Raw genomic sequence first — 14,547 nt, 5'->3', positions numbered from 1 at the left:
TACCGAGCGGGCTTGGCGAGTGCTTCTGTGGGGAGCTTCCGGAGGGCGGGGGTTCGGCCAAGTGGGCGCCTGATCTGGCAGGTACCCGCGGGCTTCCCGACCCTGAGTCCAGTGGCCTGCGGCCGCGGGCGCGCCTTTCTCCTTGTCCTCCGGCCGCGGGCTGACCTACCCGCCATCCCTCATGCGAGGAGAGACTCGTGCCCAGAGCCACGACGACAAAGGTGACCCAGCCCGTCACCGACGACAGCATCAAGGTGCGCCAGCTCAGCCACTACCAGTTCAGCTGGGTTGCCGGTGAGCCCGCGGCCCGAGGCACCCTCACCCTGCAGCTCGTCCTCGACGAAGGCGCCTGGGAAGAGGTGCTCACCGTCGACGCCGACGACGCCGACGTGCTCCAGGACCTCCTGCGCAGCACGCCGACCGTGCACTACGACGTCAGCCGCCGGACCCTGATGTTCGGTGTCACCGCCGTCGGCGTCTGAACGGTCACTGCCTCTCGACCCGGCAAAGCCGCAGGTGACGGGCGCCCGCTCGAGCAGCTTCCGCCTCTGCCGCACCGCCCCTGCGCGCCCCCGTACGGCGCCGACCTGGTCCTGCGAGGAGGGCGGCCGCCCCGGTGCCGCCGGACGGCCGCCCTCGTCTTGACGAGCCGCCCCGGGGCGGCAGCCCCGCGATGCGCGGTGAGCCGGCCGGCCATGCCAGCCCGCCCCGGTGCCCCACCGTTCAGCCCCCCGCCAGCCGCCACAGCGGAGCCACCCGGCGTTCCGGCGTCCCCTCCCGCAGCGTCCGGTACAGGACCAGGGCCTCCGGGAGGGTGAGGCCGAGCTCCTCGGTGATCCGGCGGGTGGTGACGTAGCCGAGGCCCTCGGCGAGCCGTGACCGCTCCCACGCGGTGAAGCGGGCGAGGACGCTCTCCGGGTCCGCCGGCGGGCGCGGCGGCGGCACGGCAGGTGCGTGCGCGGCCCGGTGCCTCTCGCGCGCGATCTCGGAGAAACCGCACACCGCCCGCGAGATGTCCTCGGCGTCCTCCAGGCCGGTGCAGCGTTCCAGCGCCACTGCCAGCGGGTTGAGCCGCAGCGCCTCGTCGCGGCCCAGGCGGTGCACCTGGCGCGCGGAGTCGTCCAGCACCAGCGGACGCGGGGCGTCGCGGGTACCGCACACGCCGCGCACCCCGCGGGCCGCGGCGACGAGCATCGCGCCGGCCTCGGAGGGATGCCAGTCGAACAGGCCCAGCACGCCGTCGGTGTCGCCGGCGGTGAGGGCGAAGGCGGGCTCGCCCAGCCGGGGCGCCAGTTGGGGCAGGGGCACTTCGTTGTCCAGGCCGGGCCCGGCGACGTACACGGTCGTGGGGATGCCCGTCGCGGCGCAGGCCGCCAGGGCCAGCGCGTCACCGAGAGGGCTGCGCAGCGTCGCCTCGTCCCCCCGCGCCACGATGTCCCCGCCCACGTCCACGAGGTCGATCCGGTCGGCCCGGCACCAGCGGGCCGCCGCCTGGATCTGCCGGGCCAGGCCGAGCGTCCCGCCGTAGGGGTCGAGCAGCCCCAGGGCGGGCCGCAGGTGTGCGGCCAGACGCGGGAGCAGCGAGCCGGCCGGTGCCTTCGGCGCCGTTCGCGGCGTGATGAGGGTCAGGCCCGGCACGGGCGCGAGGGCGCCGGCGAAGTCCGCGGCGCCGCGCGGGCCGGGCACGGGGTCGACGACCAGCCTCTCCCAGGCGTAGGTGAGCACCAGCGCCTCGGTGTCCCCTCCGTACAGCGCCGCGTGCACCATGGCCGCCGTGATGGCGTCACCGCCACCGCCTGCCGCGATGAGAAGTCGCTTCATGGCGGACAGGGAACCCCATCGAACTCCGCCGCCGCCAGCCGGATCGGACGATTCCGCCGCCCCCAGCCCCCGTACAGACCAACCGATACAAGGGCAGAACCCCGGCTCCGCAAAAAGTGCATACGAAGCTCCATCCGCTGAAAGGGATTTTTTGACAATCACACTACAGATATCGGCCTCGTGGTCGCCCTAGGGTCCCGAGCTGTCACCCAACGTGACACCGTCGTCTGAGAGTGAGTCACCTCGCGCCATGGGCACACCAGTCACGCTTCCGTCGCCGTCGATCCGGCCCCCGGCCCCCGCCACCGACGCGGACACCCCCTACCAGCAGTACGTGTACGCCTACCCCCACCAGAAGGCCTACCGCCTCCTGGCGGACGGCCCGCTCCTGCGCGACCTGTGGGCGGGTGAACGCCTGGACGCCCTTGCCCTCTACGCGCACATACCGTTCTGCGAGATGCGGTGCGGCTTCTGCAACCTCTTCACCCGCACCGGCGCCCCCGAGGACGTCACCAGCGCGTTCCTGGACACCCTGGAGAGACAGGCCCGGGTCACCCGGCAGGCCCTGGACGCCCAGGACAGGCCCTTACGCTTCACGCTCGCGGCCTTCGGCGGCGGCACGCCGACCTATCTGACGGCCGACGAGCTCACCCGGCTCTGCGACATCTGCGAGCACGTCATGGGCGCCGACCTGCGGGCCGCGTCCTGGTCGGTGGAGACCTCCCCGGCCACGGCGACCGCCGACCGCCTCGCCGTCCTCGCCGAGCGGGGCGCCACCCGCCTGAGCATCGGCGTCCAGAGCTTCATCGACGAGGAGGCCCGCGCGGCCGTCCGCCCGCAGAAGCGGCAGGAGGCCGAAGCCGCTCTCGCCCGGCTGCGCGACGCGAAGTTCCCCATCCTCAACATCGACCTCATCTACGGCATCGACGGCCAGACCGAGCGCACCTTCAAGGTCTCGCTCGACGCCGCCCTCGCCTGGGAACCGGAGGAGATCTACCTCTACCCCCTGTACGTACGCCCCCTGACCGGCCTGAGCACCCGGCACGCGGCCACCCCCGCCGAATGGGACGACCAGAGGCTGCGTCTGTACCGGTACGGCCGCGACCACCTCCTGTCGGCCGGCTACGAACAGACCTCCATGCGCGTCTTCCGGCGGCCCGGCACCGCGGCCGTCCAGGACACCGCCGGCAGCAGCATCAGCGAATACAACCAGCAGGCCGGCATGGTCGGACTCGGCGTCGGCGCCCGCTCCTTCACCACCGACCTGCACTACACGACCGACTACGCCGTCGCCGTCCCCGAGGTGCGCCGCATCATCGACGACTACATCGCCACCCCGAGCGAACGGTTCCAGCGCGCGCAGTGGGCGTTCCGCATGGACGAGGACGAACGCCGCCGCATGTACGTGCTCCAGCACCTGCTCGAATCGTCGGGACTGGACCTCGCCCCCTACGAACGGCGGTTCGGCACCCGCTTCGAGGACGACTTCGCCGCGCAGCTCGGCACCCTGCGGCAACACCACTGGCTCCGCGACGACGCCGGCACCCTGCGGCTGACCCTCGAGGGGATGGCCCGCGCCGACGCGATCGGGCCCCTGTTCTTCTCCGCCACCGTGCGGCGGAACATGAGCAGCTACCAGGACCGGTGACACCGCCCGCCGGCGCGTGACAGCCCCCTCAGCCTCCCGCCGGCTGCGGCCGGGAGCCCTTCACCGGCCGGCGACGACCCGGTACGGACACGGCGACCAGCCCGCCCAGCAGCAGCGCGGCGCCCGCCGAGGCGAGCGGCCCCGGCCGCTCCCCGAGCAGCACCACGCCCAGCACCGTGGCGACCAGCGGTTCGGTCAGGCTCAGCGTCCCCACCGTGGCGGCGCTGAGCCGGCCGACCGCCCGGGTGAACAGCAGATAGCCCAGCGCGGTCGTCCCCAGACCCAGCCAGCCCACCAGGACCAGACCGCGCGACGTGACCACACCCTCCGGGGCGAACACGAGGAAAGGGGAGACGAGGAGCCCCGCGCCCAGGACGCTGACAGGAGCCGCCGCGCCCACGTCCGCCCCCCGCGCGCCCAGTTCGCCGGTCGCGGCGATGTAGACGCCGAAGCTCGCCCCGGCCACCACCCCGTACACGACACCGAGCACGTCCGCCCGCCCTCCCGCGCCCGGGAGCAGCATCAGCGCGATCCCGGCGAGAGCGCAGACCGTCCCCGCCACCCACCGCCCCGGCGGCCGCTCACCGCGCAGCAGCCGCCCGCACACCCCGCTGACCGCGGGGACGGTCCCGAACGCCACCGCCGTCGCCAGCGCCGCACCGCACCGCTCGACCGCCTGCAGGAAGCACACCTGGAAGGCGGCCGTCACCACGACACCGACCGCCACCCACCGGCGTACACCGGGGAGCCGTAAGGTGCGCAGACCGGCCGGCCGGACCATGAGGGCCGCGAGCACGGCCCCGCCCACGAGCATGCGGGCGGCACCGAGCGACACCGGATGCGCCCCGGTCCCGGCCCAGATCTGCGCCGGCCCCACGGTGCCCCACAGCACCGCCGCCACCAGCACACACGACACAGCTCTCACACCGACCCCCACCTCGCCCCGCACGGATGGCGCGAACGTACCGAGACCGGACCGGCGCAGGCCCCTGTCGGAAACCATGAGATCCCCGTCCGGCCCACCACGGATCGCGTGTCGTCGCACCCCAGCGCTCCGCAAGGGCCCCGACACCCCCTCGGGCCCGTCGTCGTTCCGAGCGCCGACCAACGTCGGGACGGCAGGAGACCCGCCCCTGGGGGACACACCCTCAGGGCAGCCCGCCCCCCGGACACACCCTCAGGGCAGCCCGCCCTCCGGACACACCCTCAGGGGGGGTCCCCGGGACGCACCCTCAGGGGAAGCCCGACCTCGCACGCACCCTCAGGCGGGCTGCGAACCCGCCCCGGTCTCCCCGCCCGCCGCCTCGTGCGCGGACTGCGAGGAGCGGCCCCGGGCGAGGGCGATGAGGGCCACGTCGTCCGACAGGCGGTGGGTCCACCGCATCAGGTCGTCCATCAGGCGCGCCAGCAGGACGTCCAGGTCCTCGGCCGGAAGGCCGCTCAGACGCTCGGTGAACGGGTAGAAGGTCCCCGAGGCGTCGCGGGCCTCGCTGAGGCCGTCGGTGAACAGCAGCAGGGCCGTCTCCCCGGGCAGCTCCACCCGCGTGGGGACGGGCAGGGTGCCCGGGGCGAGGAGACCGCACCCCAGGGGGAGCAGGGCCGGTACCTCCACCTCCCGGACCCGTGGGCCGGGCCCGATCAGGACGGGGAAGGGATGGCCGCAGTTGACGGCGCTCAGCCGGTCGGCGCCCTCGGGGTGTTCCAGCAGCAGCGCGGTGGCGAACAGTTCGCCGTCCCGGCGGGCGAGGGCGGCCCGCGCGAGATGACGGTCGAGCCGCGCGACCAGTTCGGTCAGGTCGGCGGTCTCGTAGGCCTGGGAGCGGAAGCAGCCCAGGACATCGGCGACGGTCTCCACCGCCTGGAACCCCTTGCCCCGCACGTCACCGATCAGGACACGGGTCCCGAAGGGGGTGTGCGCGACATCGTAGAAGTCCCCGCCGACGCCGGTATCGGCGGTCGCGGGCCGGTACAGCGCGCGCAGGGTCAGATCTCCGGCACGGGCGGGCAGGGGCCGCAGCACCGCCTGCTGCAGCGCTGTCGCACCCGCCCGGGTGCGGGCCAGGCGCTCGGTCTGCCGGCTCCGCGCCCACACGGCCAGCCCGACGATGACCCCGGTGACGACGAACGCCGTCATCGACAGCGGACGCCGCGCGTAGTGGTCGTCGCTGACGGCGGTGACCAGCAGGTACTGGGCCAGCGCGGCACCCGCGACGGCGATGGCGACCGCGGAGCGGCCCAGCACGACCGCGGCCAGCGCCAGGACGGCCACGGTGATCCACAGCAGCCCCTCACCGGTGACCGCGCGCGTGGCCTGCGGGACCACCGACCCGTAGGGGATGCCGCTGACCGCCGCACCACCCAGGACCACCGCCGCGGGATAGGCCGTCGCGACCGTCCCCCGCCCCCGTACGGGAAGGGCGACCAGGAGGCGGGTGGTCCAGGGCACCTGCGCCAGGATGATGCCGAACCCGATCCCGGCGGCGGCCAGGACCGCGAGGACGGTGGCCAGAAGACCACGGCCGTAGGGAAGGACCGGCAGCAGCGCGGTACAGACCGCCGCCAGAGTCAGGCCGAGCGCGGAGGCGGCACGCGCGGCCACCGCACGGCGCATGGCGTAGAGGCCGGCGGCGACGAAACCCGCGCCGAAGCCCATCCACGCCACCATGCTCTCCTGCGGTGTACCGCTCGGCTCGGTGAGCAGCACCAGCAGCACCGTCGCCGTCGCCGACTGCCCGAACCCCCACACACCCCCCGCCATGACGGCCGCACCCACCACCACGCGCGGCTTCCACGCCCCCCGCTCGTCCCGCTCACGCCCGCGTCTGCGGCCACGCCACGACGGCCAGGCCGGCAGGCAGGACACCGTCAGCACGGCCAGCGCCACCGCCAGCAGCGCCACCACCGTGGCGTCCAGCCAGTCGCGCAACGGGATCGCCTGCAAAATCCCGCCCAGCACGACGGTCACCACACAGCCGGCGCCGAAAGCCGGCGGCGCCGGCGACGAGCCGGCCGGTACCGCCGTCACGGGCAGCAGACGGACGGCGGCCGGCAGCAGACACACCGAGACCGCCAAGGGCACGGCCTCCACCGCCCGCCAGCCCCCGACCCCCTCGGCGACCAGCGCCAGCAGCACGCCCGTGGTGAGGGCCGCGGCGAGCACGGCGAACGCCGCACCCACCGCCCGGCTCAGACGCCCCGTCAGGTGCAGCACCGGTACCGACGCCACGTACCCGGCCACCGAACCCATGATCGAGGCGCTCTGCACGACCAGACCCGCACCGTACGCCCACGCGTTCGGCGCGGACACGATGACGGTTCCGCCGACGCATGACCCGACCAGCGACCCCAGGACCACAGGGCGTGTTCCGTACACGTCGACGGCCCGGCCGGCCGTGAACAGCCCGGCCAGCGACGCGCAGACCACCAGCACCTGGGACAGGACCCGCACGCCGTCCCCCATGCCGAGGGCGCCGCCCGCCCCCGACAGGGTGAAGTGGTGCAGCGTCGGCGCCAGAATCCCCAAGGAGAAGCCCACCACGAGCATCAGCCTGACCGGGCGTGCGTGCCCGCCCCCGTTCTCGCGGAGGTCGATCCGTGCGCCGGTCACCACTTCCCCCTCACCGCCCGTTCCGTCCCGAAGATCCTTATCTCACCGGGCCCGAAAAGGACCTGTGACGCACCGGTACTCCTGCCGCCGGCCCCTGCGCCCACGGCAGGAGTACCGGCGCTGCCGGGGCCGGAACGGGCGCACCGTGCCGCAACCCTCACCGCTTCCCCCGGGCAGCGGTGCCGGCACCGGGCGGAAGCGGGCTGGAATGAGTGCGCGACCGCTGTCCGATCCGGTCGGAAGAAACCAGCGAAGAGCTTTGGCGGTGGACCTCATGGTGGCGCGGGAGCGGAGCGCATCTCCCGCACGCTCGATGCTGGACGGCGACGGAGCGATCTCCCGCGAGGAGTGCCTCTCCCGCCGGGCCGTGGGGCGGCGGGACTCGGCCGTGACCCGCACGCCCCCCTGGTCTCCACAGCGCGCTCGCTGCACGGACGTGTCTACCGCGCCACGGACGCCGACGGCGACGGCCGTGTCGACCGGGGCGAGTACCTGACCGCGATCCGGGGCTTCGTCGGCGACGAAGCATCCCCTCTGTACGAGGCGCTGGTCGCCGCCCGCTGACAGGCGGGCATCTCGAGAGATCGGCAGGTGTGGGGGGCGGGATCGGGGGCATTGGGGTGAGGAGCGAATGGGACCGCTCGGGATATGCAGGGCCCTGCCGGACTTCCCCCCTCCGGCGGGCCCGTGGGTGGTCGGACGGCCCGCACCGGACAACGGTGCGGGCCGTTCGGCGTGCCGCCGACGGCGGGAAGAACGGCGCGGTCTGCTGAACCGGCCTCGACGCCACCGCCCCGTCACCACGCGAAGACAGGTACCACACGAGAGACGGCCCCCCCCCCGCGAGGGACGGGCGAGGGGAACAGTCCGGCGCCCGCGATCCACCCCGGCGGGCGGCCCCTCCGGGCGACGTGAGTCGACTCGGTTGAGGCGGACGGGGATTGTGTGCGTGTCAGGTCCATCATGCCTGTTCGCCAGGTGGTTTCGGTAGGACGCACGGCACGTCCGTCCGGCCTTGTGGCAGCCGGTGGCGCGCATCAGACTCGTCGTCATCCACTCTCCGGCCAACGTGCCTTCAGCCTTTCTCGGTTGTCGGCGCGTTCGCCGTGCTGTCTCGCCGTGTGACGTGCACCGGCCGGGGGTGGGGGACGAAGGGGGATCGATGGATCAGGACATGGTCGTGCTGGCGAGGGTCAGGCTGCTCAGTGCCAACCGGCGGGTGGTACGGGGTGCGGAGGGGCTGTGGATCTACCGCCTTCTGACCCAGGTCGCCCCGGAGGCGTACGGCTCGAAGCTGGCGTACGTCCTGGTGGAGGAGAGCGCGTCGCCCCTGGTGCGGGAGTTGCCCGAGCGACGGCTGGCCCTGCTGGAGGAGGCCGTGGAGGTGGCGAAGGCCCTCGGCACGTCGCATCCCTACCGGGCGAAGGTGCTGGCCAGGGCCCTGGCCGCCCGGCAGCGTGAACGGCAGGACCGGAAGGCGGCGCCGCCGGCGGTGTCCGAGGGGCGGAAGCATCGGGCGGCCGTCGGGGAAGAGCCGCGAGAACGCGTGTGACCCGGTGGGGGCCGGGCGCCGACTCCCCGGACGGTCAAGCAGAGGCAGAGGCAGAGGCCGGCCCCGCTGTCCGCAGCGTGCCGGCCACTGTCGGCGAGCCGCGTGTCGTCTTGCGGACGGCCTTGGCGCCGCCGCCCCGTGACCCCTGTGAAGGAGGCAGGCCGATGGCCGTGAACGCTGAGGCATAGACCTCCCGATCCGGGGCATCCGACGTTCTGCTTGACGCTGCCGGGGGCACGGACCCCGGCGCCGGATGCCATGGAGACGGTCACCACCCCGCGGTACGGCCTGGCCGTACCGCGGGAGGGCTGTGAGGGGAGAGGTACGGCGATGATCCTTCCGGCGGAGAAGGAACTGCGCGAGGTGCTGGCTCGGTTCGCTCAGGCGCGCATCGAACACGACGTGCGCCCTACCGGGGCCACCAGCAGGGCCCTTGAAGACACCACGTACACCTTGTGCGTGATGACGGGGGAACGCACCCTGGAGCGGGCGCTGCTCGCGGCGGACGCACTGCTCGACCAGTACACCGGCCGTGCGGGCGTCTCCCAGGAAGACGCGACGCTGGCGGCGTAGCCCCCTTCGCAGGCGGGTGGGGCACGGCTGCCCGGCTCGCCGACAGCGCCCGAGCGCCGTACGAGACCACATCGGGGCCGGGAACCGTCCGACGCACGCGGCGATGACGGCGGAAGGCCGCCCGGGGACACCCGGGCGGCCTTCCGCCGTGTTGTCCGCGCGGCGGATCGGGCCGGGCACGGCGTCCGATCACCCGCTGCGGGACCGTCCACACCCCGGTGGCCGTGCCCGGCCCGCTCCGGCGTCCCTCGGTGATCCGGACACAAGAGGGGCGGGTCCGCCGGCCGTCACACGCCGCACCTCAGCCCGCCTGTCGGCTCTCGCGGTCCGCGCCGGGCCCCTCCAGCCGGCACATGAAGTCGACACCGCCCACCCACGCGTTCAGCGGGCTTCGGCGGCCGTGGGGGAGACCGGTTCGGCCTGCGCCACCCGGGCCCGGTGCGCCAGTCGGCGGGCGGCGTGCACACTGCGACGCGCCAGGCAGAGCTCGCCCGCCGGGACGTGGCAGGTCGGGCAGGGCTCGGCGAAGGCGCCATGACGGAAACGGCGGTGCGTCTCGTAGGCGGCGTCCAGCATCGCGTCGAGCGCCGAGGGCGAAAGAGCGTCAGACGCGCGGGCGGCTGCGCGCACCGACCGGCGGGGGAGGGGCAGGACCGGCGTGAGGCTCATGGCGGGGCATCTCCTGGTGCGGCGGGGGTACGGGGGCGTAGGTCCTCGCACTCCATGCGTCGGGCGGCGGTTCTCCCCGCCTACCCCTGTTACCGCAGCTCAGACGCGACGGATGCGTACTCCATCGCTCCTGGCCACGCCGGCGCCCGGCCGCCCGCGCCCTGGTGGGCACCGCTCCAGCGGGAACGGCCCCGCAGACCACGCCCTCGGACTCCGTCCAGCCTGCCCGCCCGGCCTCACCCGCACCACCGTCGAGCCGTACGTGAAGTCGCCCCGAAACGGTCCGGGTGCCCGGTCTTCGTCGAAGGCGCCGGCGCAGGCGGTCCGGTGGTGCCCATGCACCGCGAGGAGGCCGGTATTCCGTCGGGCGTCGCGTCACGTGACCGGCGTCGGCGAGGAGATCGGGGCGGCCGGTCCCATGGGTAGAGCCCGCGCCGACCAGCCCGCGAACGGCATGAGGCGAGACGGCTCGACAAGGGCGAACACCACCTTCCGGCACCCGGGCGAGCTGTGGAGAACCAGGCCCTGCGCCGGCCGCCCTTCCCCGCTGCCGGCTCCGACCGCGCCCCGGCTCGACGGCGTCGAATGTCCACGTGACCCTGCGTACCTGCGGATCGAGCCGTCGGGCGAGGCGGGACCACCGCGCGGGATGCGGGGGCCGTCGAGCAGTGGGCACCGCGAAGCGGTTCGCGGCACGACGGCCGCCATGGGCACAGTCATCGACGCGATCAAGGGGTATCCCGAGGTGTTCGCCGCGGTGGTGGCGTTCCTCGGCATCGCAGGGGGCGTCCTCGGCGACTTCATCGGCGCGCGGATCCAGTTGCGGGGCGGCCGTGCTCAAGCCGACGCCGCTCGGGACGCCGCGCGCATCACGGCAGAGGCACAGCGGCCGGCCGCCCTGGGGGACGACCGCAGGCGCGAGACGGCCCAGTCTGGACACCTCGTCCACGACGCCCCGCCTTCCGCGGCCTGATGGTCACTCGGTGGCGGCCATCATCTCCACGAAGATGAGACCCGCCGTGACGGCCCACAGCAGCAGGGTCCCGATGGCGGCCAGCACACGTGTGGAGGGGGGATAGACCCCGACCGCCTGGCCGGGGTCGTCCGGGTGGTAGCTGACCTCGATCCGGCCGGCGGACGCGGACCGGTGGTAACGATGGGTCGTGCCGCTCGGATCCGTGTACTCGTACGTCCCCGACGTGCCGTACGGACTGCTGCGCACCGCCACCACCGTGATACCGCGCCGGGGGAACAGCCACATCTGCAGGACCCGCTCCCCGGCGGTGGCGCTCGCGAGGTTGAGGAACACGGTCACGATCCCCATCGGGATCGAGAGGATGAGCATGCCCGCCTCTGCGTGCATGACATACAGCACGCTGGTCACGATGAGCGTCGCGAGACCTGGCACGACAGCGAGCAGGAGCCAGGCCGTGGTCCGGGCCTGCTGCCAGGCGGTGCGGGACGGTCCGGGGTCACGGGGGATGTGCAGGGAGCGGGTCGTCACGAGCGCGGCTCCGTCGAAGGACGGGCCCGGCTCCGGCAGGGCGGCCAGGGCAGCGCCCACCGCCGTCGCGAACAGGTCCGCCGCGGCCTGGCTGACGCCGTCGATCCGGTGTGTGACGGGCGTGCCGCCGGCAGGGACCCGCAGTTCGACGGCGACGGCCCGCCGGTCCGGTACGACGTCGCGGACAGCCTGCAGGGGGATGCGTATCTCTTCGTCCCCGCGGCGCAGCGTCAGTGCGTCGTCCTCGTGGCGGAGGGCGGCGCCGCCCGTGCCGCGCAGGACGGGGGCGGACGGTGTGGTCGACATGGACGTGATCGTAAGGGGCGATCACCGGCGCTCGCCCGATCGACCAGTGCGTGAGCCCATCCCCGGCATCGACGGGGGTTCGGGTGTCCGCGGCTGGGCGCCGGCGAGCTCGCGGGCGGCTTCGACGTCACCGGCCTGGGCGGCCCGCGGGTAGCTGAACGCGCGCATCGTCCGCGTCCGGGGTCCTCGGGGAGAGCGGCACGGTGATGCCGGGCGTAACGGCTTCTCCCTCACGGGCCAGAGCCGCGCGGATCGCGTCGCGGGCCCCCGCGAGCGGGGGAGTGGCCCTGCGGAAGGCGTCCGTGCACCGACGGCGAGCGGCCGCCGCCGTAGCCGTGACGGGGCGCGTCGTGGCCCACGTCGGATTCACCGTCAACCGGCCTTCCGAGGGCAGTCGCGAGCACACGATCCTCACCCCGAAGGCCGCCACCCCTGCCCCCGCAGACCCTCCGGCCACAGGAGAGGAGCGCGAGGGGCTCGGAGCGGCATCCGGTCGTCGCACAGTCCGCACCGGGTCCCTGTTCAGGGGGGAGTTGCGGGCCGAGGATGCGCGCGCGGCCTCACGAACCGCGCTGCGAAGGCGAGGCCGCCGGCGTGTCGGCGTGCCGCAGTTCCGCCAGGAGCTCGCTCTGGCCGACCAGCAGTTCCGTAAGGATCCGGCGTGCGGCCTTGAGGAGGTCGGCGACGTCGCCTCCGGCCAGCGCGTAGCTGACGGTGGCGCCGTCGCGGACCGAGACCACGATTCCCGAACGGCGCAGGACCGCCAGCTGCTGGCTGAGGTTGGACGGCTCGATGTCGATCTCCTTGAGCAGCTCGCGCACGGGAAGCGGGCCGTGCTGGAGCAGTTCCAGGACGCGGATCCGCACCGGATGCCCGAGCATGCGGAAGAACTCCGCCTTGGCCTGGTACAGCGGCACCTGCATGCGACGACTCTCCCCGACTGCCCTGACCTCTGCTTGCGGACCCATTCTCCCGCGTCCCGGCTCCGGCCCATCCTCGACTGATCACTTTCAGATGTGTCGACTTGAAGATTCCTTCAAGTCGAGGGCATGCGAAGCCGGGCGACAGGAAGAGGGTTACAGCTCCAGATCCGCCTCGATCCGCCTCAGCTGGTGCCGGGCCATGGCCAGATTCGCCCTGCCCTTGTCCAGGACCATGTACAGGAACAGGCCGTTGCCGCCCCGCCCCTTGATCAGCCGGATGAGGTGGTACTGGCTGTCGAGAGTGATCAGCATGTCCTCGATGCCGTCCTCGATGCCGAGCATCTCCATCGTCCGCAGCTTCGCCCGGACGACGTCGGTGTTGCCGGCCGCCGCCACGGCCAGGTCGAGATCCTTGCTCCCGCCCAGCGCGCCGAGCGCCATCCCACTCGTGTAGTCGACCAGCGCGACCCCCACGCTCCCCTCGATGGAGGCCATCGCCTCCTTCAACGACGTTTCCACACTGACCATCGGTGCCTGCTCCCTTGGTTCTCGACGTCCCCGGCCCGGCGGCAAGCCACCGGCCGAGTGGTGATCACGGACGGCTTCCACTAGACACCAAAGGCGCGGGGGATGAAGGGCTTTCGCCACAAGGCGATGCCCCGGGCACAGGACGGCCCGGCCGTTTCCGGGCGGCCTTTCGTGCGCCGGCGAACCGACCGGAGGTCCCGCCGGCCGTGAAGCTCCCGGACGGCGCCGAAGGCACGACCAGGCTCCGTCTCGATGGCCCGCTGCTTGTCCTGACCGACGACGCCGGGAGGACGAGCTGCCGAGCGGGTCCACCGACGCCGCGTCCGGGCTGGGGAGTTCGGCCCGTCGGCCCGGCGGCTGATCGTGCCGTGGGGTGGCTCCGGTGGCCGTGCCGGCCGAGGCGGCGCCCGGCCGGCACCCGCGGTCATGGAGACAAGGCGGTGCCGCCCCCGAGTCGACCGACTGGTCATCCCGCCGCCGGCGGATCGAGGAGGCGCTGGAGTGCGTCACCGGCCTTACGTGACGGACCGCGGGCGGGCCTCCCGCCGCCCGCCACCCGCCACAGACCCGGCCGGCGGGCGGCGCAGGACACCTCCGGCCGGTTTCCTGCGGCCTCTGGTGCCCTTCCCGGGGAGGCTCACGGATCGTGATGTCAGCGGTGTGCGGTGGGATGGCCGGATTCTGCGGTTGATGTCCTGGGAGACCGCCGTGACGTCTTCGTACCCGTCCCCGACCCGTGCCTTGGCCGAGGCTGTGGCCGATGTCCTGTGGTTCATGGAGGGCAGTGAGGACGAGCAGATGGATCAGGATGAGGCGGTCGAGGTCACGGAGGGCGTCGCCCGCGCGGTCGGCACGCTGCCGAGTGATCAGCGGCCGAACTGATCGCTCTGCTCGGGGAGATGACGGCTGCCGAGGCCGACCCCGCTCGCCGTGAGTTCCTGGAGGAGTTCCCGGTGGGCTTCGGGCTCGTCGACGGTCTGTCCTGAAGGTGCGGCTTGCCGCGCGAGGCCGCGAACCCGTACCGCGGCGGTGGATCCGCTACCCCGGCCCGTCGCCATGAACTCGACGAGGTTGGACGGGCGGCATGGTGAGACGCACGAAGGAGAAGAGGAAGCGGCCCGCCTGAGGCGTTGTGAAGGGGATCTTCCTGTATGCGACGCCGGAGGGCTGGCGCATCAGCGTTGTCACCGAGAGCGGCGATGTCTGCGGACGGCTGGACGTGCCGATCGGCACCGGCCCGCGAGACGCGCGGGCCGCGGCGGCGGTGATGGTGACGCAGCTCGCGCGCGACTTCCACGACACCGAGGTGGAGGTGACCTGGGAACCGCTCCGGCAACCGGGGTCATGGACCGCCCGGGTCACCCTCGCCACCGCATACGGCCCACCTTCGGGGACTGTGTGAGACCGGCGGGCGTG

Annotated in this window: 15 protein-coding genes; 8 read left to right on the top strand and 7 right to left on the bottom strand. The window is 73.3% G+C overall.

Annotation, left to right across the window (positions count from 1 at the left end; translation table 11 throughout):
- The first annotated feature begins 197 nt into the window (after nt 1–197).
- Nucleotides 198–482: a hypothetical protein gene (locus tag AB0K65_RS29205; RefSeq protein WP_365721725.1), complete on the top strand. Its 285-nt coding sequence runs from the start codon at nt 198–200 to the stop codon at nt 480–482.
- A gap of 241 nt (nt 483–723) precedes the next feature.
- On the opposite strand, the gene AB0K65_RS29200 is transcribed toward AB0K65_RS29205, so the two are convergent.
- Nucleotides 724–1,821, bottom strand: coding sequence for a DUF1152 domain-containing protein (locus AB0K65_RS29200; RefSeq protein ID WP_365721723.1), 1,098 nt, complete (start codon nt 1,819–1,821; stop codon nt 724–726).
- A 250-nt stretch (nt 1,822–2,071) separates the two neighbouring features.
- Between AB0K65_RS29200 and AB0K65_RS29195 the strand changes: the two genes are divergently transcribed.
- Nucleotides 2,072–3,469, top strand: coding sequence for an STM4012 family radical SAM protein (locus tag AB0K65_RS29195; protein WP_365721722.1), 1,398 nt, complete (start codon nt 2,072–2,074; stop codon nt 3,467–3,469).
- A gap of 28 nt (nt 3,470–3,497) precedes the next feature.
- Here the strand turns inward: AB0K65_RS29195 and AB0K65_RS29190 are convergent, their stop codons facing one another.
- Together AB0K65_RS29190 and AB0K65_RS29185 are read right to left on the bottom strand one after the other, a co-directional pair.
- The gene (locus tag AB0K65_RS29190; protein ID WP_365721720.1) at nt 3,498–4,394 is read right to left on the bottom strand and encodes a DMT family transporter; all 897 of its coding nucleotides are present in this window, start codon (nt 4,392–4,394) and stop codon (nt 3,498–3,500) included.
- Between the two features lie 336 nt (nt 4,395–4,730).
- The gene (locus tag AB0K65_RS29185) at nt 4,731–7,076 is read right to left on the bottom strand and encodes a PP2C family protein-serine/threonine phosphatase (RefSeq protein ID WP_365721718.1); all 2,346 of its coding nucleotides are present in this window, start codon (nt 7,074–7,076) and stop codon (nt 4,731–4,733) included.
- Between the two features lie 348 nt (nt 7,077–7,424).
- Here AB0K65_RS29185 and AB0K65_RS29180 point away from each other — a divergent pair, with 348 nt between their 5' ends.
- The 3 genes from AB0K65_RS29180 (at nt 7,425) to AB0K65_RS29170 (ending at nt 9,201) form a co-directional block, all read left to right on the top strand.
- Nucleotides 7,425–7,640, top strand: a complete 216-nt coding sequence (locus tag AB0K65_RS29180) for a hypothetical protein (protein WP_365721716.1) — start codon at nt 7,425–7,427, stop codon at nt 7,638–7,640.
- 598 nt (nt 7,641–8,238) lie between these two features.
- On the top strand, nt 8,239–8,628 hold the full coding sequence (locus AB0K65_RS29175; RefSeq protein ID WP_365721714.1) for a hypothetical protein: 390 nt from the start codon (nt 8,239–8,241) through the stop codon (nt 8,626–8,628).
- Between the two features lie 330 nt (nt 8,629–8,958).
- Nucleotides 8,959–9,201 carry a DUF5133 domain-containing protein gene (locus AB0K65_RS29170; protein WP_365721756.1) on the top strand — a complete coding sequence of 81 codons (243 nt, stop codon included), beginning with the start codon at nt 8,959–8,961 and terminating at the stop codon, nt 9,199–9,201.
- A 381-nt stretch (nt 9,202–9,582) separates the two neighbouring features.
- Here AB0K65_RS29170 and AB0K65_RS29165 read toward each other — a convergent pair whose 3' ends face one another.
- On the bottom strand, nt 9,583–9,870 hold the full coding sequence (locus AB0K65_RS29165; protein ID WP_365721712.1) for a hypothetical protein: 288 nt from the start codon (nt 9,868–9,870) through the stop codon (nt 9,583–9,585).
- Nucleotides 9,871–10,576: 706 nt separating this feature from the next.
- Here AB0K65_RS29165 and AB0K65_RS29160 point away from each other — a divergent pair.
- Nucleotides 10,577–10,843, top strand: a complete 267-nt coding sequence (locus tag AB0K65_RS29160) for a hypothetical protein (protein ID WP_365721710.1) — start codon at nt 10,577–10,579, stop codon at nt 10,841–10,843.
- Nucleotides 10,844–10,846: 3 nt separating this feature from the next.
- On the opposite strand, the gene AB0K65_RS29155 is transcribed toward AB0K65_RS29160, so the two are convergent.
- The 3 genes from AB0K65_RS29155 to AB0K65_RS29145 all read right to left on the bottom strand — a co-directional run bounded on the left by AB0K65_RS29155 (nt 10,847) and on the right by AB0K65_RS29145 (nt 13,131).
- Entirely contained in the window at nt 10,847–11,680 is an 834-nt protein-coding gene (locus tag AB0K65_RS29155) for a hypothetical protein (protein WP_365721708.1), read from the bottom strand.
- Nucleotides 11,681–12,240: 560 nt separating this feature from the next.
- On the bottom strand, nt 12,241–12,603 hold the full coding sequence (locus AB0K65_RS29150) for a metalloregulator ArsR/SmtB family transcription factor (RefSeq protein WP_365721706.1): 363 nt from the start codon (nt 12,601–12,603) through the stop codon (nt 12,241–12,243).
- A gap of 153 nt (nt 12,604–12,756) precedes the next feature.
- The gene (locus tag AB0K65_RS29145) at nt 12,757–13,131 is read right to left on the bottom strand and encodes a hypothetical protein (RefSeq protein ID WP_365721704.1); all 375 of its coding nucleotides are present in this window, start codon (nt 13,129–13,131) and stop codon (nt 12,757–12,759) included.
- A gap of 690 nt (nt 13,132–13,821) precedes the next feature.
- Here AB0K65_RS29145 and AB0K65_RS29140 point away from each other — a divergent pair.
- Nucleotides 13,822–14,013 carry a hypothetical protein gene (locus AB0K65_RS29140; protein ID WP_365721702.1) on the top strand — a complete coding sequence of 64 codons (192 nt, stop codon included), beginning with the start codon at nt 13,822–13,824 and terminating at the stop codon, nt 14,011–14,013.
- Between the two features lie 250 nt (nt 14,014–14,263).
- Nucleotides 14,264–14,533, top strand: coding sequence for a hypothetical protein (locus AB0K65_RS29135; protein WP_365721700.1), 270 nt, complete (start codon nt 14,264–14,266; stop codon nt 14,531–14,533).
- Nucleotides 14,534–14,547 lie beyond the last annotated feature (14 nt).

Origin of the sequence: Streptomyces sp. NPDC053755, from assembly GCF_040677675.1 — a bacterium.
Lineage (GTDB): Bacteria > Actinomycetota > Actinomycetes > Streptomycetales > Streptomycetaceae > Streptomyces.
The sequence above is the reverse complement of the archived record's forward strand: the minus strand, read 5'-3'. Positions and strand labels throughout refer to the sequence as shown.